This is a genomic window from Aquirufa sp. HETE-40SA (assembly GCF_054558635.1).
Genome location: NZ_JBPXKN010000003.1, coordinates 167,219 through 191,088 on the forward strand (window position 1 = coordinate 167,219; position 23,870 = coordinate 191,088).

The 23,870-nt window shown below is 45.2% G+C and carries 16 protein-coding genes and 2 tRNA genes; 3 read left to right on the top strand and 15 right to left on the bottom strand.

Annotation, left to right across the window (positions count from 1 at the left end; genetic code table 11):
- Positions 1-62: 62 nt before the first annotated feature.
- Entirely contained in the window at positions 63-716 is a 654-nt protein-coding gene (locus tag ACRZ9O_RS08715) for a 5-oxoprolinase subunit PxpA (protein ID WP_459458299.1), read from the top strand.
- Positions 717-722: 6 nt separating this feature from the next.
- Here the strand turns inward: ACRZ9O_RS08715 and ACRZ9O_RS08720 are convergent, their stop codons facing one another.
- The 6 genes from ACRZ9O_RS08720 to ACRZ9O_RS08745 all read right to left on the bottom strand — a co-directional run bounded on the left by ACRZ9O_RS08720 (position 723) and on the right by ACRZ9O_RS08745 (position 8,319).
- Entirely contained in the window at positions 723-3,182 is a 2,460-nt protein-coding gene (locus ACRZ9O_RS08720) for a TonB-dependent receptor (RefSeq protein WP_459458301.1), read from the bottom strand.
- Positions 3,183-3,219: 37 nt separating this feature from the next.
- Positions 3,220-5,145: an FG-GAP-like repeat-containing protein gene (locus ACRZ9O_RS08725; RefSeq protein ID WP_459458303.1), complete on the bottom strand. Its 1,926-nt coding sequence runs from the start codon at positions 5,143-5,145 to the stop codon at positions 3,220-3,222.
- Positions 5,146-5,167: 22 nt separating this feature from the next.
- Positions 5,168-6,070 (bottom strand): hypothetical protein, encoded by a 903-nt coding sequence (locus tag ACRZ9O_RS08730; protein WP_459458305.1) that lies wholly within the window; start codon positions 6,068-6,070, stop codon positions 5,168-5,170.
- 1 nt (position 6,071) lies between these two features.
- Complete coding sequence (locus ACRZ9O_RS08735; protein WP_459458307.1) at positions 6,072-7,088, bottom strand: cytochrome-c peroxidase; 1,017 nt, start codon at positions 7,086-7,088, stop codon at positions 6,072-6,074.
- A 1-nt stretch (position 7,089) separates the two neighbouring features.
- Positions 7,090-7,875 (bottom strand): MbnP family protein, encoded by a 786-nt coding sequence (locus tag ACRZ9O_RS08740; RefSeq protein WP_459458309.1) that lies wholly within the window; start codon positions 7,873-7,875, stop codon positions 7,090-7,092.
- Positions 7,876-7,941: 66 nt separating this feature from the next.
- Positions 7,942-8,319, bottom strand: a complete 378-nt coding sequence (locus ACRZ9O_RS08745) for a hypothetical protein (protein ID WP_459458311.1) — start codon at positions 8,317-8,319, stop codon at positions 7,942-7,944.
- Positions 8,320-8,385: 66 nt separating this feature from the next.
- On the opposite strand from ACRZ9O_RS08745, the gene ACRZ9O_RS08750 reads away from it, so the two are divergent.
- Positions 8,386-9,915: an ADP-ribosylglycohydrolase family protein gene (locus ACRZ9O_RS08750; protein ID WP_459458313.1), complete on the top strand. Its 1,530-nt coding sequence runs from the start codon at positions 8,386-8,388 to the stop codon at positions 9,913-9,915.
- Between the two features lie 2 nt (positions 9,916-9,917).
- On the opposite strand, the gene ACRZ9O_RS08755 is transcribed toward ACRZ9O_RS08750, so the two are convergent.
- The 5 genes from ACRZ9O_RS08755 to ACRZ9O_RS08775 all read right to left on the bottom strand — a co-directional run bounded on the left by ACRZ9O_RS08755 (position 9,918) and on the right by ACRZ9O_RS08775 (position 16,168).
- Positions 9,918-12,911, bottom strand: a complete 2,994-nt coding sequence (locus ACRZ9O_RS08755) for a beta strand repeat-containing protein (protein ID WP_459458315.1) — start codon at positions 12,909-12,911, stop codon at positions 9,918-9,920.
- Complete coding sequence (locus tag ACRZ9O_RS08760) at positions 12,829-13,662, bottom strand: hypothetical protein (RefSeq protein ID WP_459458317.1); 834 nt, start codon at positions 13,660-13,662, stop codon at positions 12,829-12,831. The genes ACRZ9O_RS08755 and ACRZ9O_RS08760 overlap by 83 nt, the downstream gene beginning before the upstream one ends.
- Position 13,663: 1 nt before the next feature.
- Positions 13,664-15,781 (bottom strand): hypothetical protein, encoded by a 2,118-nt coding sequence (locus tag ACRZ9O_RS08765; protein ID WP_459458319.1) that lies wholly within the window; start codon positions 15,779-15,781, stop codon positions 13,664-13,666.
- A gap of 185 nt (positions 15,782-15,966) precedes the next feature.
- Positions 15,967-16,052 (bottom strand) — tRNA-Leu (locus ACRZ9O_RS08770).
- Positions 16,053-16,095: 43 nt separating this feature from the next.
- Positions 16,096-16,168 (bottom strand) — tRNA-Gly (locus tag ACRZ9O_RS08775).
- Positions 16,169-16,266: 98 nt separating this feature from the next.
- Between ACRZ9O_RS08775 and ACRZ9O_RS08780 the strand changes: the two genes are divergently transcribed.
- Positions 16,267-16,737, top strand: coding sequence for an Lrp/AsnC family transcriptional regulator (locus tag ACRZ9O_RS08780; protein ID WP_459458321.1), 471 nt, complete (start codon positions 16,267-16,269; stop codon positions 16,735-16,737).
- A 4-nt stretch (positions 16,738-16,741) separates the two neighbouring features.
- Here the strand turns inward: ACRZ9O_RS08780 and tgt are convergent, their stop codons facing one another.
- From tgt to ACRZ9O_RS08800, 4 genes are all read right to left on the bottom strand, one after another.
- Positions 16,742-17,875, bottom strand: a complete 1,134-nt coding sequence (gene tgt / locus ACRZ9O_RS08785) for a tRNA guanosine(34) transglycosylase Tgt (protein WP_459458323.1) — start codon at positions 17,873-17,875, stop codon at positions 16,742-16,744.
- 184 nt (positions 17,876-18,059) lie between these two features.
- Entirely contained in the window at positions 18,060-21,665 is a 3,606-nt protein-coding gene (locus ACRZ9O_RS08790) for a PVC-type heme-binding CxxCH protein (protein WP_459458325.1), read from the bottom strand.
- 3 nt (positions 21,666-21,668) lie between these two features.
- Positions 21,669-22,781, bottom strand: a complete 1,113-nt coding sequence (locus ACRZ9O_RS08795; RefSeq protein ID WP_459458327.1) for a Gfo/Idh/MocA family protein — start codon at positions 22,779-22,781, stop codon at positions 21,669-21,671.
- A 199-nt stretch (positions 22,782-22,980) separates the two neighbouring features.
- A complete protein-coding gene (locus tag ACRZ9O_RS08800; protein WP_459458329.1) occupies positions 22,981-23,868 on the bottom strand; it encodes a DMT family transporter in 888 nt (295 codons plus the stop codon).
- Between the last annotated feature and the right edge of the window lie 2 nt (positions 23,869-23,870).

Genomic DNA, 23,870 nt, shown 5'->3' on the forward strand with positions numbered 1-23,870 from the left:
CCTACCGAAATTTGAAATAAACGAGCTTGTGGAAACACAGGCTTTTTTTTAGATACCTCTCTATGCAAATAAACTGCGACCTTGGCGAAGGCATTGGAAATGATGCCGAACTCATGCCCTACATCGATGAAGCAAATATTGCCTGCGGATTTCATGCCGGGGATGGATATACCATGCGCGAAACGGTTGCCTTATGCATTCGCCACGGCGTAAAAATGGGAGCACATCCATCCTATCTAGATCGGGAGAATTTTGGGAGAAAAGAGATTGAACTTAGTCCGGAGGAGATCTATCTATTGGTTAAAAAACAAATTGAAACACTGAATCAAATCGTTAAAACCGCAGGTGGTACGTTAAACCATGTGAAACCACATGGCGCATTGTACAATACTTCGGCAAAAAATCCAGAAGTCGCAAAAGCCATTGCGAAAGCAGTGAAAGATGTGGACCCCAGTTTGATTTTGTTTGGATTGAAAAACAGTTTGTCTATCGCAGCTGGAAATGCCGAAGGCCTAAAAACCGCAGAAGAGGCTTTCGCGGATCGCCGCTATGAAAGTGATGGATCCTTAACTCCGCGTAGTCAGCCGGGGGCATGCTTCACCGAAGTTCAAGATGTCTTAGATCAGGTCGAAAAAATAAAGGCCGACACGTGGTGTATCCACGGTGACGGCCCTCATGCTTTGGAGTTCGCGAAAGCACTGAAAGCAAAGCGCTAAATACTTTTAAAACTCCACAATAAATCCAATCGTAGGAGTAACCTGCGCCCGATCATTCAAGAATTGAGTGGGGATGGCGTTGCTACCATCTTTTGCGATAGGTAAGCCATTAGTCGTCGCGAAGGCAGAATTGTCTTCTAAGCGTTTGAAGGTATAAGTTGGAATCCCCTGATTGACCGCGATGTACCAGTTCGTTACATCTAGGAATAAATCAATAGTCACTTTCTTTAAATTGTATTTCTTGTCGATACGCACATCACCTGAATGAAAATCAGGTAAACGTTGCGTATTTAGGCGAGAATAATCAAAGGTTCCTTGTCCTAAAGTCAGGTAATTTTCCTTAGATAACGATTCATCATAAGGGGTGTACGGTGCTCCACCCTGGTAACGGAATCGAAGACCTAACTCCCAGTTACGCGGGAATTTATATCCCCAGGTCAAGCTTAAAAGATGTTGATTATCCCAACTAGACGCAACTAGATTACCGTCAAAACCGCTGTACATGCTTCGGTAATAGGTATAAGATAGAATTCCGAAGGATTTATTCGTCAACTTCTTTTGGGCAAAAAATTCAAATCCATAGGCCCGCCCTTTTCCTGAGGTGGTTACGTCTTCGTTACCAAGTATATTAAAATCGCCGCCTAAGTTCGCCAAAGAAATGCCCTTGCGATTTGATATAGGAACATTCGCATATTCCTTTACAAAGGCTTCCGCTGTGAATCGCAAAGATTCATCAAACAAGTATTCAAGTCCTGCTACGTAGTGATCACTTTGTTGGTATTTCGCATCTTGATTTACTAGCACCGGGGAAACGGGTGCGAAACTGGAATAACTTGGATAAGGGGAGCCCGATGAAGCATAGCCTAAAATCGTATATGGAGCTAGTTTGAAGTAGCGACCGACAGAGGCATTTGCTGTCCATTTATCCGAAAGCACATAGCTTAAAGAAAGTCTAGGCGATAAAGTTTCCATTGGATCAGACCCAGTGGTGGTGAAACTATTCATATCCGTTCGAAGGCCTGCACTTAAACCTAGCTTGGAATCAAAGAACGTCTTCGATACCTGAGCAAAGGCTCCATATTTCCATAATGAATTTAATGGACTCAAATAAAGGCTCATGTTTGACGGAAATGTGCTGGATGTATTACCAAGTACCTGAAATGTGCTGTTCGAATATTCGACCAATTGTGTGGATAAACCATAATTGATTTTCCAGCCATTCGTGTTCTTGTTCACATCCACGCGCAACTTATTTTCTGTTTCGCGTGAGGCATAATCAAAGTTCAATTCAGAAGGATCCTTCTTTAAATTGTCCTCATAACGCAAGAAGTTATTGTCGAAGACATTTCTCGAAAGAGCCACATTCACATAGCCATTATCCAACAGTTTTTTCAATGAAACTCCTAGCGTATAATTCCATTGATTGATGAGCGGATTCGAGTTATAGATGTATAATTTCTCCGGCGTGGCCTTTTTTAATGTTCCAAAAGAGAACTCATCAATCGCACCCAATCCCATCATAGAGAGCGTAGTCGTCGAGTTGATTTGCTTCGTGATTTTAAACTGGGCATCCCAGAAATTAGGGCGAATCGGAATATCTAAAGCTTGAAAAAGGAATTGCAAATAGGATCGGCGGACGGATGCTAAGAAGGTAGTCTTTCCTGATTTAGATAAAGGGCCCTCTGTCGTTAAAGCGAACTCAGTCGCACTTAAACGAGCGTTTCCTTGGAATTTATTCGGGTTCCCCGTACGTTGTTTGAATTGGAATACGGAACTTAAGGCATTGTCGTAACGCGCATCGAAAGCAGAAGAACTCAACTTCACATCTTCGATGAAAGACACATTTAGCATTCCTTGTGGTCCACCGCTACTTCCTTGAGTTTGGAAGTGATTCAGAACAGGGATTTCAATACCGTCTAGGTAATAGACATTTTCGTTCGGACCTCCACCTCGTATGATGATATCGTTTCTAAAGCCTCCACCTTGTGGGCCTCCCCCTACGCCGGGTAAGGTTTGGATTACTTTGCTGACGTCAAAATTACCCCCTGGATTACTTTTGATTTCCTCTGAGGTCAAGCGTTGAACGCTGAGTGGAGATTCTAAGGTCGCTGCTTTAGCGGTGCGGCGGTTTTGTGTAACGACTACTTCACTTAATTGTTGATTAGAGGGTAATAATTCGATGTTCAAAAAATTCTCATTACCCGCGTTGATGATCACGTTAAAAGCCGTGTATTTCTCGTAGCCTACTGCAGAAAAGGAAATGTTGTATGTTTTTAGGGCCAAACCTGTTAAACGAAACGCCCCTTTATCATCTGCATTAACGCCTTTTGTAGATCCATCGAGCGTTACAGAAACTCCAGTGATGGGTTTTTGGGTTAGTTGATCGACGATTTTTCCGGAAATACGGCCGTTATTTTGGGCCAAAACCGAAAAAGAAAAAAGAAGTAGTAATAGGGCTTGTTTCATTTTTGCTAAACACAAAAGTGACTACTTTTGTTTCATTTTAGGGTAAAATCAAAACTTTCTGAGTCACTGAACCTGAAGCGGAATCGTATTTCAACAAGTAATTCCCCGCCCCTGGAAGGGGTGCAGGAATGCGCAAGGTTTCCCCGGCATCGACCGAAATCGAACTACCTAAAGCCCGACCTGAAAGGTCAAACCAATGTAATGTGCCTGCATTTTTCACTCGAATATTGATAAGCGATGAAGCAGGGTTAGGCCACACATACAATTCCTCTGAGGGTAGGATGATGTCAGAGGTGTTTTGGAACAATTGAACTCCGCCGGAGGCAAGGCCTACAACGATGTCGACTTTGCCATCGCGGTTGAAATCGGCGGTAGATATTTGGGCATTTTGTCCTACTAAAAATGGTAAACGCTGCACTTCAAGACCTAAACCGGAGACATAGACAGATCCAGAAGCGTCGAGGGTGATTCGCTCGGCTTTCCCGTCCCCCGTCATATCCGCATAGGCAATACCCCTAAATAAGGTCTCAATTCGCTGGTACGGTTTGGACAAATCAGACCAATCATATACCCGTGTTCCGCCTAAATAATCCAAGACCACGAGTTCAAGTTTTCCATCTTGGTTCGTATCATAAAGCCGAGGAGTCTCGCGAACACTAACCACGTTTAAAGGTTTTTCGTCGCCCAAAAGGCCTGAGGCATAAACGCGGTAATAGGCAACGGAACTTTTCAAATAATACAGCATCAGGCGGCCATTCACCACTTGCAATTGAATAGTTGCAGCTCCGGTCAATGACAGAAAATTCCGAGATTTCAAGGTAAGCGTTCCGTTTACATTTTCATATAACGTGACCGCATTACTTCCAATCAGTAAATCCAGATCTCCATCACCTTCCACATCAAAGAACACAGGCGAGGCATTATCTCCCACGTCGATCATTTCTTCTTGCAAGAAGGCTTTGGTTTTTAATGTGAGTTGGCCATTTTCGGATCGGAAATACGACACCGATTCCAAGGCTGGATTCAGATCTGGCAAATGTGAAGAGGCAATCAAATCCAAGGCCCCATCGCCGTCTAAATCGATGGGTGACCCACTGGCTAGAGAAGGAACGGTATGAGGTGCTCCAGCAGGAAAATTATAGTCTGCCGCCTGGAAGGATGGCTTCGATCGGGTGCCCCCATTACGCATATAGATAAAACTAGAACAGTTTACATGTCCTACAATCAGATCATAAATACCATTTTTATCCGGATCCCAAAGGGCTAACGTACTTCCGGCATGTTGCACTGCCGCAGTGGATTGCGTTTGCTTACTTGATTCTGGAGTCAGCCCAAACGTAATATCCTGGCAATCGTTTAAAAAGAAATTGCCCCAATTCTGAGACTTGGTGACGTATTTCAAATCTCCCGTATTCTCATAATACGAGATAAAATGCCCCGAAGATTCAAAGGCTAAAATATCCAAATCTCCATCCCCATCGATATCCGCAATGGCGGGAATATCCGAAGCGCTCACGTAGATATTAATGAGGCCATTGAGGCCGGTAGATTTGAGGGTGCCCGTTGACTTAGGGAAATTATTGCCGACGTTCGGATATACCTGAATCCCCCCCGGAGTGGAGGTAAACAAATCTTTGTCCCCATCCCCATCGTAATCCAACAAATTCATCCAATTCTCGATGAGTGGAAAACGTTTTTGATAGCCAGGAGAATAGGTAAAACTACCGTTAGCGTTTCTTAAAAAAGTCTTGAGGTGTTGTGCACTTCGGTCAAAAACAACAAGATCTTCCCGCGCGTCACCATCGAGATCCAGTTGGAAAAACTGAACAGAATTGAATCCGCCAGCCCAAGGATTCTTTAAACCTGAAACGGGAAGGTTTGTGATTTGATCAAAAGAAATTTGCTGCGCTTTCAGGTGAAATGCAAAACAAAAAACCAAAAAGACCCATCCGGATTTCCTCATGGAATCAAAGATAGCAACGGACCTAGAACAAATAACTGATATGAAGAGAAAATCTATCGATTGCCTGAAGTTCTCCATTAGATAGATTTTGTGCTGCCGGTTTTGCAAAATTAAGGCCAAAAACGAAACGTTTCGAATAGGCTTCTAATCCAGCACCTAGCCACTGAATACCTCCTCCTGTATTTTCAATAGAAAGACCCGCACGAGAATCGCGCGCGGCATATTCTAACGTCGTATTCACATAAGGCATCAAGGTGATTTTATGACCTCGCCCATAGGCATAAAATAGCGTCATCGCTACACTACTGCGCGCACCAAAGCGATAAGAATCCGGATTTTCGCCCGGAAACCGGTATTGGGCATCCGCATTAATCCCCCAAGCGGCATACCGTATATTATAGAGTGCATTCAGCATCCAATCGGTACTACCGGTACCCAATTGAAAATTAGCATTGGCCACCTGATTAGGATTGGATTCTTCATACCTGAATTTTCCCAAAGCTGGTTTTAGACCCGCCCCCACTAATAAGGATTGATTCACCTCATGCAGCGTAGAGTCTAATAAGGTGTTAACAAGACTGTAATGCACAAAGAGGGTTGGATCAGCCAATCCTGAAATTTGGATAGATTGTTGTTGCGCGATTTGCTTTTGGGTGTGGATCGCATAAGGCAAAATCGCCATTACCTGTACCTTATTGATAGGGTAAAAACGCCCCCAAAGCTCCGTGGTTTGAAAGGATTCTTCCGTTTTTAATACAGGGCTCGTTACATGGGAAGTGAAGTTTTGGTAGCGATAACGAACACCCATAAATCCACGATTAGAAGCCGGCATTAAACCTAAAAAAGCATTACTATTTGCACAACCACAAAGATCGCAGCCGACAGATGGGAACCCAAACAATAGAAATAGGAGTACTTTCTTCATCTTAGTTACCGGCAAATTTTGGGTTAGTTAAAAACTCCCGATCTGTCAAAGTCTTTAAAAAAGCGGCGATTTTTGCTTGCTCCTCTGCCGTTAAGGGAATTCCATTTTTTAGTGAAGCATCTACATTAGGTGTTTGCTGGACGCCTGAGGCATAGTGGTGAAGCACTTCCTCTAAGGTATAAAAACGGCCATCATGCATATAGGGCGCTGTCATCTCCACATTTCGTAAACTAGGCACCTTAAACTTGAAACGATCTTCTACCCGTTCTGTAATTCGAAAACGTCCTTCATCTTTTGATCCCTGATTGTTAAGTCCATTGTTGCGGTAACTTTGGTCCGTAAAAAGATCCCCCGCATGGCAGGAACTACATTTTTGCTGAAACAAACTAAGTCCTGCTAATTCCTCTGAATTCAAAATTCCTCCCTCTTTTCGCACGTACTTATCATAACGTGAATTCGCAGAAACAAGAGATAACATAAATTGGGATAGTGCCTTTAAGAACTTCTGAGACGTAATTTCAGTAGACCTATACGCCTTGTTAAAGAGGGCTGGATATTTTTGAGTTGATCTTAATTTCGTCAAAACATTTCCCAAATTCTCATCCATTTCCAACGGATTTTCGATGGGGGCGACGGAAAACAAGTCCAAATCGCCCACACCGCCATCCCAGAAAAACTCCTTTTGCCAAGCCATATTTTGCACTGCCGGCGCGTTTCTTGTCCCCACTCGATTATCCACCCCATGACTTACATCATGGCCATGGTGCGTAAAGGCATAACTTTGGTTATGGCATTCTGCACACGAGATTGTGTTATCCCGCGATAACATAGGATCATTAAACAAAGCTTTACCTAATTCAAAGCCCTCCTCCGTCACAGGGTTAGACGCCAGTGCGTAGGCTGGGGCAGGGAAATTAGTAGGCTGCTTGAATAAAGGCTCCTTCACAACAGGATCAGGATCCTGCTCCGGAGACGCGCAAGCCAATAACAAAAAAGGGAAAAGAAGAATTTTCCGCATCTTAATGAATATGATCTACACTAAATACTTTAGCATAATTGTTTGCAATAGGACCTGCAGCTGCTGGTGACATGACTACTGCACCACTGGCAATTTTTAAAGGAGATACCCCAGAGAAAACTTTTGAAATATCCGCAATTAAATGGATTGTAGGTGATTTGCTTTTACGAACAGATGCTACACTAGGTAGCGAAAGCGTAACCGTGCGCAAATTATTTGCCGTTGCAGCTGTTCTTCCACCGAAGCCTCCCACGTGGTATTGATATTTCTTTAATCCTCCTGTATTTGTAGGGGCAACAGAAGAAATACCTTCCATTTTAAAGAAAATATACCCTGAATTCCAAGACCAATACATATTATCTGTACCGTAGGAAGCCACATCTAATACTCCAGTTCTTTGTTCCACAGATGAAATACTTTTTACACTGTCCACCCCGATTGTAAATGTCATTTCCGCATAATCAGCAGCAGGAACATCCTTTAAAACAGGCATCAACGTATTCTTATCCGCCTGACGCACTAGAAAATATTGATCAGGCATTTTCACAACCGTCCCGTCTGTCTTTTTAAAAGCAACATTAGAAATGAAATAATTCAAGGTGGTAATAGTGAAATCCTCTCCTGAAGAATTCGTGTATTTTGTGTCATTTAAGGCCAAAGTCTGTGCGGCCACTCGATTTTCAAACTCGAGCGTGACATTATTTTTATCATTTGGATTAATAGGTTCCAAATTTTCCGAACTGCAAGCCGCCGTGAATAGCAACAAGCCAATAAATAGTTGTTTCATGTGTAATTAATTAAAATGAGAAATGCCTGCGACGTAATACCGCAAGAAAAGCGTCAAGAAAATTAATTAGACCTGTGGCGGGTGGAAAAAGCCTTTAGCGGCTGAGTTAGGGAAGAATTCCGTCGATGTGAAATGATTTTCAACGAGTGCTGAAGCGATGAAACGCGCTGTAAAAACAGGCTGAATGGCTTGAAAGCTCAACACCACTTCAGGCATTTTTTCTAAACGCTCTGAATTTGATTTCTGCTCTTTTTCTTCTGCAGCCTGTAGTTTTTTAGCTAAATAACATTGACCATTACAGTTCAACATCGGTTTATCGCGGTTCACACAAAGGTTTTCTGCAATGTAGTCGCGATTAATGCGGTAGTATGCCACGGCTCCCCATTGATTCATCAAGGGAACCTGCATGGCTAAGAACAATAAAAGAGCGACGATGCGTTTCACGATACAAAGGTAAGTCAGAAATTGAAAAATAATTATTAATTTACAAGGAATAAATACGACAAAAAGATGAAAAAAATAGCCCTCCTACTTTTGTTTGCCATCGCCGCGCAAGCGCAAAATATCTCCATGAGCAAGGCTGTCCTGAAAGACAAAATCAAGGGAGGCTGGGCTGGCCAGACGATTGGCGTGACTTTTGGAGGACCTATGGAGTTTCGCTATAATGGCACGATGATCAATTCCTACCAGCCCATTCCCTGGTACGATGGCTATTTGAAGAATACGATGATCAATAATCCGGGATTGTACGATGATTTGTATATGGATTTGACATTCGTGGAGGTTTTTGAGAAAGAGGGATTGAATGCGCCTATTGAATCACACGCGAAGGCTTATGCGAATGCGGGTTATGCACTTTGGCATGCAAATCAAGCAGGACGTTACAATATCTTGAATGGGATGATGCCTCCAGCGTCAGGATACTGGGAGAATAATCCGCACGCGGATTGTATCGATTACCAAATCGAATGTGATTTTGCTGGCTTGATGTCGCCAGGTATGCCGAACGCGGCGTCTAAAATCTCCGATAAAATCGGGCACATCATGAACTATGGCGATGGCTATTATGGTGGGGTCTATTTAGGGGCCTGCTATACTTTGGCATTTATCAATAACGACATTAACAAAGTGGTTTCCGAGGCTTTGAAAACCATTCCTTCGAACAGCCAATATTACAAATGTATCTCTGATGTCATCAAATGGCACAAACAATACCCGAACGACTGGACAAAAACCTGGTTAGAAGTTCAAAACAAATGGGCGAATGACATCGGCTGTCCAGACGGGGTATTCGCTCCGTTTAACATCGATGCGACCGTGAATTCCGCGTATGTGGTGATAGGGCTATTGTATGGTAATGGGGATTTTGGCAAAACGATTGAAATCTCCACACGCTGTGGACAAGATGCAGATTGCAATCCGTCATCTGCAGCGGGAATTTTAGGTGCGATGATCGGATACGATAAGATTCCAGCCTACTGGAAATTAGGCTTACAAGAGGCGGAGGACATCGACTTCAAATACACGTCTACCTCCTTAAATGACGTTTACGAAATCGGGTTCAAACATGCCTTGCAAAACATACGCAATAACGGAGGATCTGTATCCGAAAATGCCGTATCCATCCCCTATTCAGCCCCAAAGGCAGTGGCATTCGAGCAAAGCTTTGACCATTCTTTCCCCACAGAAAAAATCAATGTCGGGAAAAACCTGACAGACGAATATGACTTTGACTTCGAGGGAAATGGCTTCGTGGTGCGTGGCGAAACCGCGAAATGGGCCTCATTAGATCCAGGGACATTCGACCTAGAAGTGTTCGTAGATGGCAAGCTTTTCGAAAAAGTAAAATTGCCGGTGGCCTTCACTACCAGACGCCACGAAATCAGCTGGAAGTACAAATTAGCGACGGGAAAACACCGCGTGAAGCTGAAAGTGTTGAACAAAGTAGCTGGCTACGAATGCAAATTATTCGACATAATCGTTTACGCGGAGAAGCCGTTATTGGCGACCAATGAAAGATATTTCAGGTTAGGGAATTAACATTATTTAGGAGCTAAAGGCAACATTTCGCCATTCGTGACGGCCACGGGCTTTTGCGTTGTGGTGTAGTATTTCGCGAGGCTGGTGTTGTAGAATTGGACTTGAGCTTTTTGGGAGGTACTTAAGTCATATCCTAGATAAACACGTACCGGACTTCCTGGCGCACCAATAATCGAGGAAACTACCGTTCCGAAACGGCTTAAAGCGCCTGTGAGCGTACTTTGCTTTTTACCGAATGGGTTAACAAACGAAGTGGATGTACTAACGAAAGCTCCATACGTATTCAAACCTAAATCCGCCACCGAGCCATCACCCATCTCAAAAGTCAACATTTTAGTAGCTGACAAGGACCCTAAGTTCGTGAATTTCAACTCATGGGCTGAATTCCCTAAGGTAATTGTAGCATTGTTATACACATACAGTGTACCTAACGTAGAGCTAAAGCCTCCATCATTCAGATGGCCTCCTGAAAAATTGATGGTACTGTAGGATGGAATGGCACCTGCTATCCCTATTCGTAAAATTCCTCCATACATATAAGTGTCCGAAACCTGATTCGCTGCGCTGAGCTGGAGTGTTCCTGTTCCTGATTTGGAAAGCGTACGACCTATCATCACACGCGTGATTCCGTCATTCACCCCATTACCTGTCGTCACCACATTATTTCCGGTGCTAAAAGTTAAATTACCATACGTTCGTCCTGTTGCCGTTAGCGTGTTATACACACTAACCCCACCAGCACCCGTGATGGAAATCGTCCCCCCGACTCCTGAATTAGACGAAGCATTCGTCGTACTAACTGCCCCACTCGTATTAATAGCCGCGTTGACAAAAACCGAACCTGCCGTTGAATTCAAATACACACTCCCACCATCCGTCAATGGAATAGTCGAACTTCGAGAAAGCGGAATGTTCGTATTTATCGCTGCATTCACGTTAATATTCCCCGCCGTATTCAAATAAAAACTCAAAATCCCCTTATCTCCATAGGCATCCGTAGCATAGCGCAAGGCGATAGGGGACATAATATTCGCATCTGAAGCAGCATTAATGGTCAATAACTTATTATACGTAGGTCCGTGATCATTCCAAGTTTCGATGGGTGTATTCACGTTAATAATTCCCGATTGGGAACAAGAAACACAGGCCGTATTGATTGTAGCATGGCTATAACGGGTACGCAAAATTAGGTCTACATCCGTTGGGTTTATATTCGCGTGATTCGCAGAGGGGGTAAAAGTATACGTCGTATTCGTGGCACCGCTCAAAAGTGCGGGGGACCACGTTCCATTCACCGTAATCCCGGTCGTAAAACGAATATTCGCATTCCCGCTTTGAGCTATGGCGTTCGGGACCTGTTCTCCCGATATCAATTGTATCGCATTAGCTGTACTAAATTTCACCTGCTCTACTTCCGTTAACGAAAGTACAGCGCTATTTTCCACGTAAATACGTCCATCCGTCCCTGAAATGCCGGCGTTTCCTTGCCAGCCGCTTATGTTCAGGGTTCTAAAATCCCACGTATTTTTAGTGCCAAAACGCAACTCATGAACACCTGCCCCTAATTCAATCTCAGATCCCTCTGATAAAATCGAAATAGGCCCCAAAGTCTCCGAATAACCTCCTGAACTCAATTTTCCTCCATTAAAAAGAATCATGGCGGCATTATTAATCACTTCTGTCGCCCCTAAAGCTAGATTCCCACTGCTAATGACCGTCGCGCCCGTATAGCTATTGGCAGCATTCAAGGTGAGTGATCCCGTTCCGTCTTTAATCAAACTTGTGGCTATATAGAGTCCAATTGGACTCGTCCCCCACGTATTCACCAGACTCCCGCTTCCAGTCAAACTACCATTCAAAAGGACATTTCCAGCTCCCCCTATGGTTAGGCCGGTGGCTCCTGCGCTAAGGTTCGCATTTATAGTTAACTGGCTGTTTAGATCCGCATTCATACGTGCGTCAACCGATAAAGTAATTGTACCATCCACGGCATTTATCCCTGCGACACTTTGGAGTGCGCCAGTCCCTAGGGGGCCTTTGCCTTTTAAACTTAGTGTATTGGGAACGACTATACCGCCTTGTAATTGCAGGCTTCCGCCCAGTGCCACGGTGACTGCGCCTGAACCTAAGGATCCGCTATTTCGAATGTGTACAATTCCACTCGAGACGGTCGTTGCTCCGCTGTAAATGCCGGGAGAATAAAGGGAAAAAGTGCCCATATTGTTAGTAACGCCGCCTGTCCCTAAAGTTAGGGTCCCGCTGAGCGTCATCGATCCAGCGCCTGTCGTGGCTAGGGAAAAATTGTTCCCTGTCATCGTTTGCGTCAAAGAGAGGGTGCCGGCAGTGCTATTGATGGTGGTGTTTTGGCCTAAAGAAATAGCTCCTCCATACGTATTATCGCCGCTGACATTAGACAGTGAAACGCCATTTAAGTTCAGGGTTAAGTCTTCTGCCCCCACATTGATGTTATTATATAGCGCTAATTTTCCCGTTCCTCGCACAATCGTTCCACCGCTCGTACTTCCAAAAGAGCGGCCGTTGTAGATGGATAAGGTTCCAGCATAAATAGTCGTGATGCCAGAATAGGTGTTCGCAGTGTTATTGACGCTATTTCCGAGGGAAAAGGATTCACCATATTTGGCCAAAGACAAAACTCCCAGCCCATCCTCAATCAAACCGGTATAGGTAGTATTCAAATTACTCAAGCCAACCGTCAACGTGATATTCCCCACCACGCTACTGGTCACCTTGCCGTAACCACTGTTACTCGCAATCGAACCGATCGATTCTGAAACACCGTTTAAATCCAATGTAGTGTTCGCCCCCGTAAAAGTCAGCGTAGTAAAGTCCGGCAAAGCCGTGCCTCCCGCTAATTGCAAAGTTCCGTCCGCCAGCTCAGAAGACGATACCGCATTATTCGTCCCACTCAACTTCAAGGTACCCGACCCCATTTTTTTGAAGGCTCCCCCTTTCATGACACCCGCTAATTCCATCATTCACCCCACCCATCGTAACGTTCGTGTTTCCATCCAAAACCGTAATCGCTCCCGCATAATCTATCCTGCTTGTCGAAAATAAGGTTCCGGAAATAGTGACGCCAGCTGCCCCTTTGATGGTGATGGAACCACCCGTTCCATTATACAGCCCTGAATTAGTCGTATTGTTTGTTCCACTGCAATTGATGTTCCCTGTCACTTTCACGGATCCAGCGGTTGAATTCAAGGTTACGGAACCTCCCTGCGTCAAAATCACGGAGCTCCCTACCTCTGACGTGTTATTCAATAAGATTTCGGCCGTTACATTAATGTTCCCTGGAGTGTTAATGACTAAACTCAAGGACCCTAAATTCCCCGCATAAGTAGTCATCGAACGAAGTGTAACAGGATTCCCGATATTCACATCCGCCGAAGCATTGAAAGTTACGGTTTTGCTATTCAAAACGCCGTTTTGATTGTAGGAACTAAGCGCCGTGTTAAAATCGATTTGACCCGTTTGGGTACAGGCTGAGCAGACCGTATTAATGATGACATGGCTCGTTTTCACACGTAACAAATCGTCTATCTCAGTCTTGCTCACTGTTGCATTATCTCCATCTGGCGTAAAAGTATAGGTCGTCCCCGTCGTTCCATTCGTCAGTACGGGCGACCAGGTTCCTCCACTCGTGGCGCCTGAAACGATGGATAAGTTGCTGTTTTGGGCAGATAGTTGCCCCGCATAAAACACGAATAGAATGAATAGCTTCTTCATCCTAGTACGAGTAAACAAACTGAATGCGGTCGCCTAGGGCAATCGTAATGGAGCCATTGTTTGCCGTCACATAGGCCAAAAAAGGCGTGGGCGCTGTCGAATTCGTCGAAAATGCGCTTGTGGTCTTGTAGCTGTAAGCGTTTTGACTGATCAAAATACCATTCAAATACATTTTCAGTTTAGTGCTTGCGTGCGGCGTCTGCGTCAGCGTAAAGTTCGTTTGGCCGGCAGTGACTGCCACTAAATTTCCCGTGGAACCGGTGGCGGTGGTTTCGTCAAAACCGTCTCTCAAAGCGCTCGTCCAACTCGCCACTCCGGAGGAAGTTAAACTCAGGACTTGACCGGTGGCACCTGGGCCGGAAGGATACGTCGTTCCGCCCAGCGTTAAGGTTCCAGTTAAAGTCGAATTAACAAAGTTCTTGTTCGTGAGTGTTTCGGTACCTGCTAGCGTGGCCATCGTACCCGAGGTAGGAAGCGTAATATTCGTTACGCCCGTAGTGTTTATCGTCGTGGAATAATTCCCAGAAGTCACTAGGTTCCCTCCTAAGGTGATTGTTTTAGTGCCATTATCCATTCCCGTACCTCCGTAGGTGGATGAAATGACGCCTGATAAGGCGGTGCTTCCATCGAAGAGATAGCCGAAGATGGTTTGGGGGGTGGTTAGGCTTGAGGCTGTGGTGGCGGTAGTTGCAGTATTCGCAGTGCTCGCATAAGTTGCGCTAATGGCTGTGCTGGCGGAATTTGCCGTTAAAGCTGTCGTGGCGAAGGTGGCACTTGCGGCAGTTGCAGCTGAGTTAGCTGTCGTGGCTGTCGTGGCTGAAACAGCAGTCAGAGCAGCTGTAGCCGTACTCGCATTTCCCGTTAAATCTCCTACAAAATTTGTGGCACTGATTTCGCTAAACCCAGACATACTGGTATAAGTCCCACCTAAAACGATTGTGGTAGATCCTAACGTTAGTTGATGGTTCGCTAATTGGCCATTGGTGATGCTGGCAGTAGAAGAAAGATTTGCCGTTGTTAAGCCGGTGGCTTGAATTGTATTACCAGCTAATTGAAGACCTGAACCGGCAGTTAAAGGGTTTTGGTAGTCAATACCTGCAATAAGTGGTGTTTGATAATCGATACCGGCAACTAATGGAATTTGAAAATCCGTTCCCGCGAGAAGTGGAGATTGATAATCCACCCCCACTACTAATGGCGCCTGCACATCTGTTCCTATGCTTAATCCTAAATTAGTCCGCGCTGCCGCTGCGGTCGTAGCCCCTGTTCCTCCCTTAGTTAAGGCTAAAATTCCACTAAGAGAATCTAATGCAAATGAAATGTTGGATGATCCATCAAAAGGCACCCCATTAATGGTGCGCGGTGTTTCTAATAGGGTGGCTCTAGCCGCTAAACTTGCTGAGCTTGCCTTGCTAGCGACGGTATCTTTGGCAAAATAACTTTCCAAATACTTCTTCACCGCATTCACGCTAGGGTATTTTTCAATCGAAGCGGAATCGATTATAAAAGAAGTAGATTTATTCGAGAGGGATTCCTTCCCGTTTAATTGTGCCAAAACCAAGCCAGACACCGGCTTATCCACATCCGCCGTATTATCAATCTTGCCTAATCCTAAATTCTCGCGTGAGGCCTCCGCCGTTTTAGCTCCCGTACCTCCAGCGGTCAACGACAATATTCCGCTCAGCTTTCCTGCTTCCTCTGAAAAATGGGCATAGGGCAAATAATTAAAACCGCGATCACTAATTTCAATGTAGTTGAGCCCTGCATCAAAACTCACTTTAGTCACTAATTTATGCGCTAAACCACCCCTATTTAATTCAGCAAAAGTCCCACTCACTCCCGTATTTTCCCCCGCACCAATCTCTAAATTTATTAATCCATACGCATCCGTCTTCGTTTTATGCAACTCCTCAAACAGCAAAGCCACTCCAGAATATATTCCAAACTTGACCCACACGTCTTTTTTCAAATACAATTGCGCCTGAATGGCACCGCCCGGCGACTGAATTGCGGAAGTGTCGACGATAATCGCTTGGTAATTAATGGTCTTGAGTGGAGTTTGCGCGTGTGCAGAATGAATACAGCACAGCAAGGCTGCGAGCCAGAAATAATTTTTCATAAGCAATCTTTAAGAAAGAACAGATTGCTTATTAGTGGTTAAGAAGCAATACGAATATAAATTGATGGTAATTTGTTGATAACAAAGGTACTAGGATTCTTAAGAGCGCAAGGGGGAATTGAAATTAAAATCCAACAAAACAAAAAAGCCTTCCCGAAGGAAGGCTTTTTCAGACGCTTGAATTGTACTTGGGATGGGAATCGAACCCACACGAGCGTTACGGCTCACGGGATTTTAAGTCCCGCGTGTCTACCAGTTCCACCACCCAAGCGTCCTAGTAAAACTAAAAGCACCGATGGTGCTTTTTCGTTTCGAGCGAAAGACGGGGTTCGAACCCGCGACCTCGACCTTGGCAAGGTCGCGCTCTACCAGCTGAGCTACTTTCGCGTTTTGTGGATGCAAAAATAAGCCCTCCTATTGAATTATGCAAGTCGAAATCAAATTTTAGTGAAAATATTCTCTAAATTTATGCTTTCGAAAAAATTATGAGCATCAACAAACTCGACCAAACAGACCACAAATTACTGGAGATTCTTCAGCAAAATGCGAAGATCACAAACGCCCAATTGTCCAAAGAAATTGGACTTTCTCCTGCTCCTACTTTAGAGCGTGTGAAGAAATTAGAGACCTTGGGAATTATCCAAAGCTATCACGCTCAAGTGGATAGAGAAAAAGTGGGCTTGGGAGTGAGTACTTTTGTTACCGTGACTTTGACGGGCCATAAAAAGCAAGTGACGGAGTCTTTCGTGAAACAAGTGAACCAAATTCCAGAGGTAATCGAGTGCCATCATGTCACGGGTTCTGGCGATTTTATGTTGAAAATAATTTCTAAAGATATTTCCACTTATCAGAAATTAATGCTCGAAAAAATCAACGAAATCGAAGAAGTGGCTTCCACTTCGACGATGGTGATCCTGTCTTCATTCAAAGAAAGTAAGGTATTGCCGATTCCTTGATAATCTACAATCGGTGCATAAATTGCGGGATCATTCGGTTTTTCCAAGCCGTAAAAGTTCCCGCTTGAATTTCCTTGCGCGCCTCTCCCACCATCCACAGATAGAAGCGTAGGTTACACACACTCGCAATCATCGCACCCAGCATTTCTTCACATCTAACTAGATGTCGTAGATAAGACTTTGTGTACTGGCCGTGTACCTCATTCACGAAATGTGGATCGATAACCGAAAAGTCTGATTCCCATTTTTTATTCTTGATATTGATAATTCCTTGCGTGGTAAAAATCATCCCGTTGCGGGCATTTCTCGTAGGCATCACGCAATCGAACATATCGATTCCGAGTGCAATTCCCTCCAAAATATTCGCCGGAGTCCCCACTCCCATCAGGTAACGTGGTTTGTCTTTGGGCAAAATATCCGTCACCTCATCCGCCATCGCGTACATATCTTCGACTGGCTCGCCCACCGATAAGCCTCCTATGGCATTGCCAAAAGCACCTTTAGATGCGATGTATTCCGCCGAAACCTTTCGTAAATCCGAGTAAACACTTCCCTGTACAATGGGAAATAAGGTTTGATTATAGCCGTACTTAGGATCCGTTTCATCAAAACGGGTAATGCAACGATCTAACCAGCGGTGCGTCATATCCATCGATTTGCGCGCATATTCGTAGGTACAGGGATACGGCGTACATTCGTCGAAAGCCATCATAATATCCGCCCCGATCGTGCGCTGAATATCCATCACCCCTTCCGGCGTGAAATAGTGGATACTTCCGTCAATGTGTGATTTGAATTTGACCCCCTCTTCCTGAATTTTTCTTCCAGTTCCTGCCAAAGAATACACTTGATATCCTCCCGAGTCGGTTAAAATAGGTCCCTGCCAGCCATTGAATTTATGCAATCCTCCCGCCTTTTCAATCACCTCTAAACCCGGACGCAAGTACAGATGGTAGGTGTTCCCTAGGATAATTTGGGCTTTAATAGGATCGGTTAATTCTGAAATATGAACGCCTTTAACGGTCCCCGCAGTGCCTACAGGCATAAAAATGGGTGTTTGAATCGTCCCATGATCTGTCGTTATTTCCCCTGCGCGCGCCTTCGAGCTAGGATCCGTGTGGCTAATTGAGAATTTCATGCTGCAAAGCTAAATATAAAGCACAAAGAATAAAGCACAAAGAATAGATATTGATTGAATTTCGTCGTCCTTCGGACTATGTAAAAAACATTTAACGAATCGTTGCGCAGCAACAACCAACTTTATTCTTTTTGCTTTGCTCTTTGTGCTTTGAGAACAATGAAAGTAAATTAAAGCATCTGCTTTAATTTACTTTCATTGTTCCATTCATAATCCTCCAGTGCCCTGGGAAAGTACACAAGAATGGATAATTACCTGGCACGCTAGGTGCTTTGAACACCACTTTTACGCGGCCATCTGATTCCACTAAGGGAGTATAAGCTAATACCTCCGGCATCGCAGGAATGTAGTTTTTCGCCGCGCCATCTGCTGCGGTGATCATTTTATCCGCTGCTAAACCGATTTTTTCTTGGCTACCTAAAGCGCCTAAAACCCAGTTGTGTTGCATCGCATCCACGTTTTCGAAGATTAACTCGACCGTTGCACCTGCAGGGACTGTGAATACAGCTGGGCTGTATTTCATTGCTTCTTTGATCGTCATAATCGTACGTTTCACGACTACTCCTTTCACTTCAGCAGTTGGAATTTCTACTTTCCAAAGACCCGCCAAGCGCTCATACGCCTCCGCATCTTGCGGACGTAATTGCTTACCTATACCTTTTAGAAACTCGGTATTTTCAGCCGATAATTCTGCCGCACGTTTCGCATTCCAAGTTGCAGATACCCCTTTCAAGGCTGCTCCCATGGTAGGGCTGGCTACTTGTTTGATAGAGCGCAATAAAGCGACGATATCGTTCGCGGAATCATCTGAAGTCATTCCGCGGAACGATTTCTCTACGATATACGACCCTAAATCGGCAGGTAAGGAAACCACGATCGGTTGTCTGAAGATATTGTTGTTGCGATTCGATTCGCCTAATACGGCTTTCATATCTAAGGCAATTTCCATGAGGTAATTGCCTGCTTCGTCTGCTGTCCAGCCTAAGTTTCCTGTCCAAGGGCCGTTGTTATTTTTCACGACGGAAACTGTTTCGCCCGGAGCCGCTCCGTCTGTAAACGTGTAGGATTCCAAATCTGAACGACGACCCATGCCTTCGATTTTGACGGTTAAAGGAAGCGGGGTGCCTTTTGGCAAGGCTTTGTCGCCTCTGTTTTTCACGCGGATCACGAAACTAGCGCCTTCACGTAAGCGGAAGTTTCCGCCTTTAATCTGCACTTCTTCCACGACTAAGTCGAGGCCTGATTCGGTTCCTGCTGTGGATGGATTTTTTGCTTCTTTGGCTAATTTCTCCGCTACCACCGCGCTTGATTGAGCACCTTGTTTCGCGATGAATGCCGCACGACGTGCAGGACCACCGGCCATGACATAAGCTGCTAAAGCATCTGGGATCCAGCGGTCTGTTGTTTTTTGAGAAACCGCAATTTTACGCGCCATTGCCGCTTCTACCGCTGGGGAAGACGGAGATTCGATTAAGGCTAAAATGGAATGCAACACGACTAAGGAATCTTTGTCGTTCAGCATTTTTTGGTCCAAAATCAATTTTGCGCCAGCCACCGTACGAGGCAATACCTGCACCGCTTGCTTACGAACTGCCGCAGATGTATGTTTCATCGCACGAGCTAAGGCATCCATGGGTAAAACGCCAAGGCCTTCTAAGGTTCTAAGCGCGTGGATAGCACCTGGAGCGAGACCAATTTCATCGGTTTTGGCAGAACCTAAAAGCGCTACCAAAGCGGGAACCACATCCTTATTTCCGCGTTCCACTAATAAACGCTGCGCCTGTAAACGCCAAAATAAGTTTGAATTACTCAATGCGGCCACACATTCCGCCGGCGTTTTCAAAGAAACTGGCGTGTATTCTGGCGCTCTATTATACCCAACGCGGTAAATACGACCGTGGGTAAAATCACGTAAATCCGTGTCGTAGGCATTACCTCCGCCATTCTTGAATCCTTGAGGCGTCGGGTTGTGCTGGATGATATACGAATACCAGTCTGCTACCCAAACAGCTCCATCCGGACCCACCTGCGCGAAAACGGGAGATACCCATTCGTCTGCTCCAGCTAGGAAATTGAAGGCTTCTTTGTCGTTAAAATCGGAACCCTTTGGAACCTGGCGATTTTGGTGAATCACGTGACCCGTCGGTTCTGAAACGAATGCGATTTGGTTCCAATATTCTTTTGGGAACGAACGTGCCGAATAGAAATTATGTCCAGCCGCCGCGGTAAATCCGCCAAAAACATCCACCTGACGCACTTTCTTCGTGATTGTCCGCATGTCTTTGTGCGTGTCTGTATTCTTTGAACCATTCAAGGTCATAGGCGCATGCCAAATATTGCGGTGCGGAATGGCCATATACCAGCCGTGCGCGTTATTTGCGGTCGAACCAAAGACATCACCGGCCTCGTTAAAGTCGAAGCCCCAGGTATTATTCGAAGTGGTCGTCATGTGCTCCATCTGCGAGCCATCTGGCTTGAAGCGGAAGAATGCCTGCGCAAATTGAAGCGAATCTGCGCCCACTTTGCCCTTATAACCCGAATAACCCACACTACCCCAGATCCAGTTATCGAATCCATAGTGTAAATTCGACGGTCCAGCATGGGTATCACCTGTTCCAAAACCGGTGAACAAAATCTTCTTTTCATCTGCCACATCATCGCCATTCGTATCTTTTAACAAGATCATGTGCGGCGCTTGCGAAATAATCAAACCGCCATTCGCGAAGACCATTCCGGTAGGAATGCTCAGGCCATCGGCCCATTTCGTGAATTTATCAGCCTTGCCATCCTTGTTCGTGTCTTCGCACAATAAGATATAATCACTTCCGCCGGTTTCTTTGCGTTCGTTTGGATAGTCTTTGGTGACCAAAACATACAAACGACCCCGCTCATCCCAAGCCATGGCAATCGGGTGCATCACGTTCGGTTCTGAGGCGAAAACCTGCAAATTAAAGTCCACCGGAACTTGAATAAACTTCACTGATTCCTCTGGGCTTAAAGGTAATTGCTGCAACTGAGCGCCGTCTCGTTTTTCGTAGTTAGGCAATTTCGCTTCGCGGTATTTCAAGACCGGAATGTTTAATGCGGTTAATAAGGCTCTTTTTTCTGCCCCTACCGCGTGCAAAATTCCTTGCGTCACTAGATCTTGAAATGCTTCGGTCTCCCACGTGCGCTCGTCATGGCCATAGGCCGTGTAAAATACATTTCCTTTTCCGTACGTACGCGTCCAAGTATAGGGTTCGGTGGTGGCACCGGGCTTATCTTTGGCCTGCTCTGGTCCTAGAATTCTAGATTGCCAAATCTGGTTATCCGGCTGCAATTGGCTGTGCAAATAAGTCTCATCTACCGTCTTGATTTTCACGTAGGTATTCGCCTCGTTCTTCACACGAATCGAATCCATCCCATGACGCCAAAACTGACCGCCTACCATCTTCACAAATTCCTTCGAATTCCGAAAGTTGAACGATGCACAGTGAATCGCCACCAAACCGTGACCCGAAGCCACATAATTCAAAAGCGCTTTCTCCTGCGGTGCCGCGATCGAATCGTGATTCGCATAGATCACCAAGGCATCGAATTTATTCAAATACGCCTCATTCAAATCCTTCAAAGATTCCGTGTAGGTGATATTCATCCCCTTAATCCCCACCGCGGATTGCAGCGCAGGATATCTGTCAAAGGGTTTGTGGTGGCCTTTATCGCCTAAAAACAATAACTCGAGACGTCTACCCGGAGCAGCCGAAACCGAAAATTGAAACAAGAATGCCGCAGCAAATAAGAGAAAACGCATGGCTTAGAATTTAGGGATTTCGATAATTTTTCCGCCTTGAAGAGCAGATTCGTGAGCTAATATACCTACCGACGTCCAGTTAGCAGACTGCGGTGCATTCGGGAATGGATCGCGATCTGCGGCTAAAGCCTGCAAGAATTCGTTTACCAAATGTGGGTGTGATCCACCGTGTCCTCCCCCTTGCGTAAACGAAAGGTGGGTATTCTCATCTTCGTCATACACCCCTTTCGTGGTGAAACGTTGAATTTCTTCCGGTAAATAATGGGCGAAATCCGGCGTAGGCACCTTAGATGGAATCTCTGGCTCCGGTTTTTTCGCCGTATGCACCACTAATTCTTCTCCCTCAATTAAAGGCCATTCCACCGATTTCTTAGATCCATAGACCTCAAAACTCTCGCGGTATTGACGCGCCACATCGAACAGCGAACGATAAACCATCGCGCTCAAATCCGAATCACGGAACTTAATGTGCGCTGATTCCACCGCAAATGGCGAATTATAATGCTGAATCAATTCTTCGCGAATCGTACCCGAACCGAAGCAAGAAACATATTCCGCTTCCAGACCTAACAATCCAGCCACCGGACCTACGCAGTGTGTCGCATAGTGCATCGGGGGCAAGCCTGGCCAATAATCCGGCCATCCGTCCATATCTTGTTGGTGCGACGCTTTCAAGAATTGAATCTTGCCTAGCTCGCCCTTTTCGTATAATTCTTTGATGTACAAAAACTCGCGCGCATACACCACGGTCTCCATCATCATGTATTTTTTACCCATCCGCTTGCTCGCCTCCACGATCGCTTTACATTCCTCCACGGTCGTCGCCATAGGCACCGTGCAAGCCACGTGTTTGCCTGCATTCAGCGCTTTTAGCGTCTGCTCTGCGTGCAAGTGAATAGGAGAATTGATGTGAACGACATCTACATTCGGGTCTTGGATTAGCTTCTCAAAATCCGTGTAGCGAGTCTCGATCCCATAAGCATCCCCGATGGAGTTGAGTTTTTGTTCATTTCTTTGGCAAATCGCATACATATTCGCCAACGGATGCTTCAAATAAATAGGGATAAATTCTGCGCCGAAACCAAGTCCGACAATCGCAACGTTATATTTTTTCATAGTTTAAAAGATTTCCATTATTCAGTGGACAGTCCGGAGGAAAAGAGTCCGCAGGTCCCAAGAACGACTAAATATAAAAGGAAAAAATGGGGAAATCTACCCGGTTATCCTGATTGGTGAATTGGAGAGTAGAGAGAATAGAGTAGAGATTATAGAGTAAAGAGTAGATAGAAAATCTCTTCTCTATACTCTCTTATCTCTAATCTACTTGTTTTGCTCTCTTATCTAAGAACGGATGCACCATCACCGTCAGCACCAACAAGGAAGTGCCCCAGTAGAAAGCGGGTTGCATGACTTCTTTTTGGCCAAAAATAAAGACTGCCAATAAAATCCCATAAACGGGCTCAAGCGTGATCACAAGATTGATCGAAAAGACGGAGAAAACTTTATATAAATGGATGGTCTCGGTATAAGCATAGACGGTACAAACTACGGCTAAAATGCCAATCCAGAGCCAATCAAGCCCTATCGGAACAAATCCGGGAGAACCCCCTATTAAACCACTCAACCAGACTGCACCGGTGATAAATCCGGCTGCCATCATCTCATAAACCGTGATCAATTTAGGGTCATGCGTGTGGGTATAATTGCCATTAATCACAGAGAATAAGGCCCCGAAAAACCCGGCCCCAATACCCATTGCCAAACCGATCCATTGCCCCGGTTCCACAGAGAAAATGATGCCCAAGGCAATGACGACTAGAATTCCGAGAAAGACTTCGATTTTCGCGATGGGCTTTTTCTTCGCGATGGGCTCTAGAATGGAGGTCCAAAAAGTCTGAGTAGAAAGACCGGCGAGGCACATGGCGACGGTGGAGACTTTGGCAGCCCCAAAAAACAAAAGCCAGTGCATCGAAACAAACACGCCATTCAAAAGCCAGATCTTTAAAACGGAGGAAGGAACCTGAAAAGATTGCTTAGAAGCCGCAAGAATAAGGCCTAATCCGGCAGCCGCAATGACGCAGCGAAAGAATACAATTGTGAGGGCATTCGCCTCGGTTGCATTACCTAAAATGGCGGTAAAGGCATACAAAATGACAATAAAATGTATCTTAAAATAATCGAGAAGCCGAGGAGCCTGTCTCATCT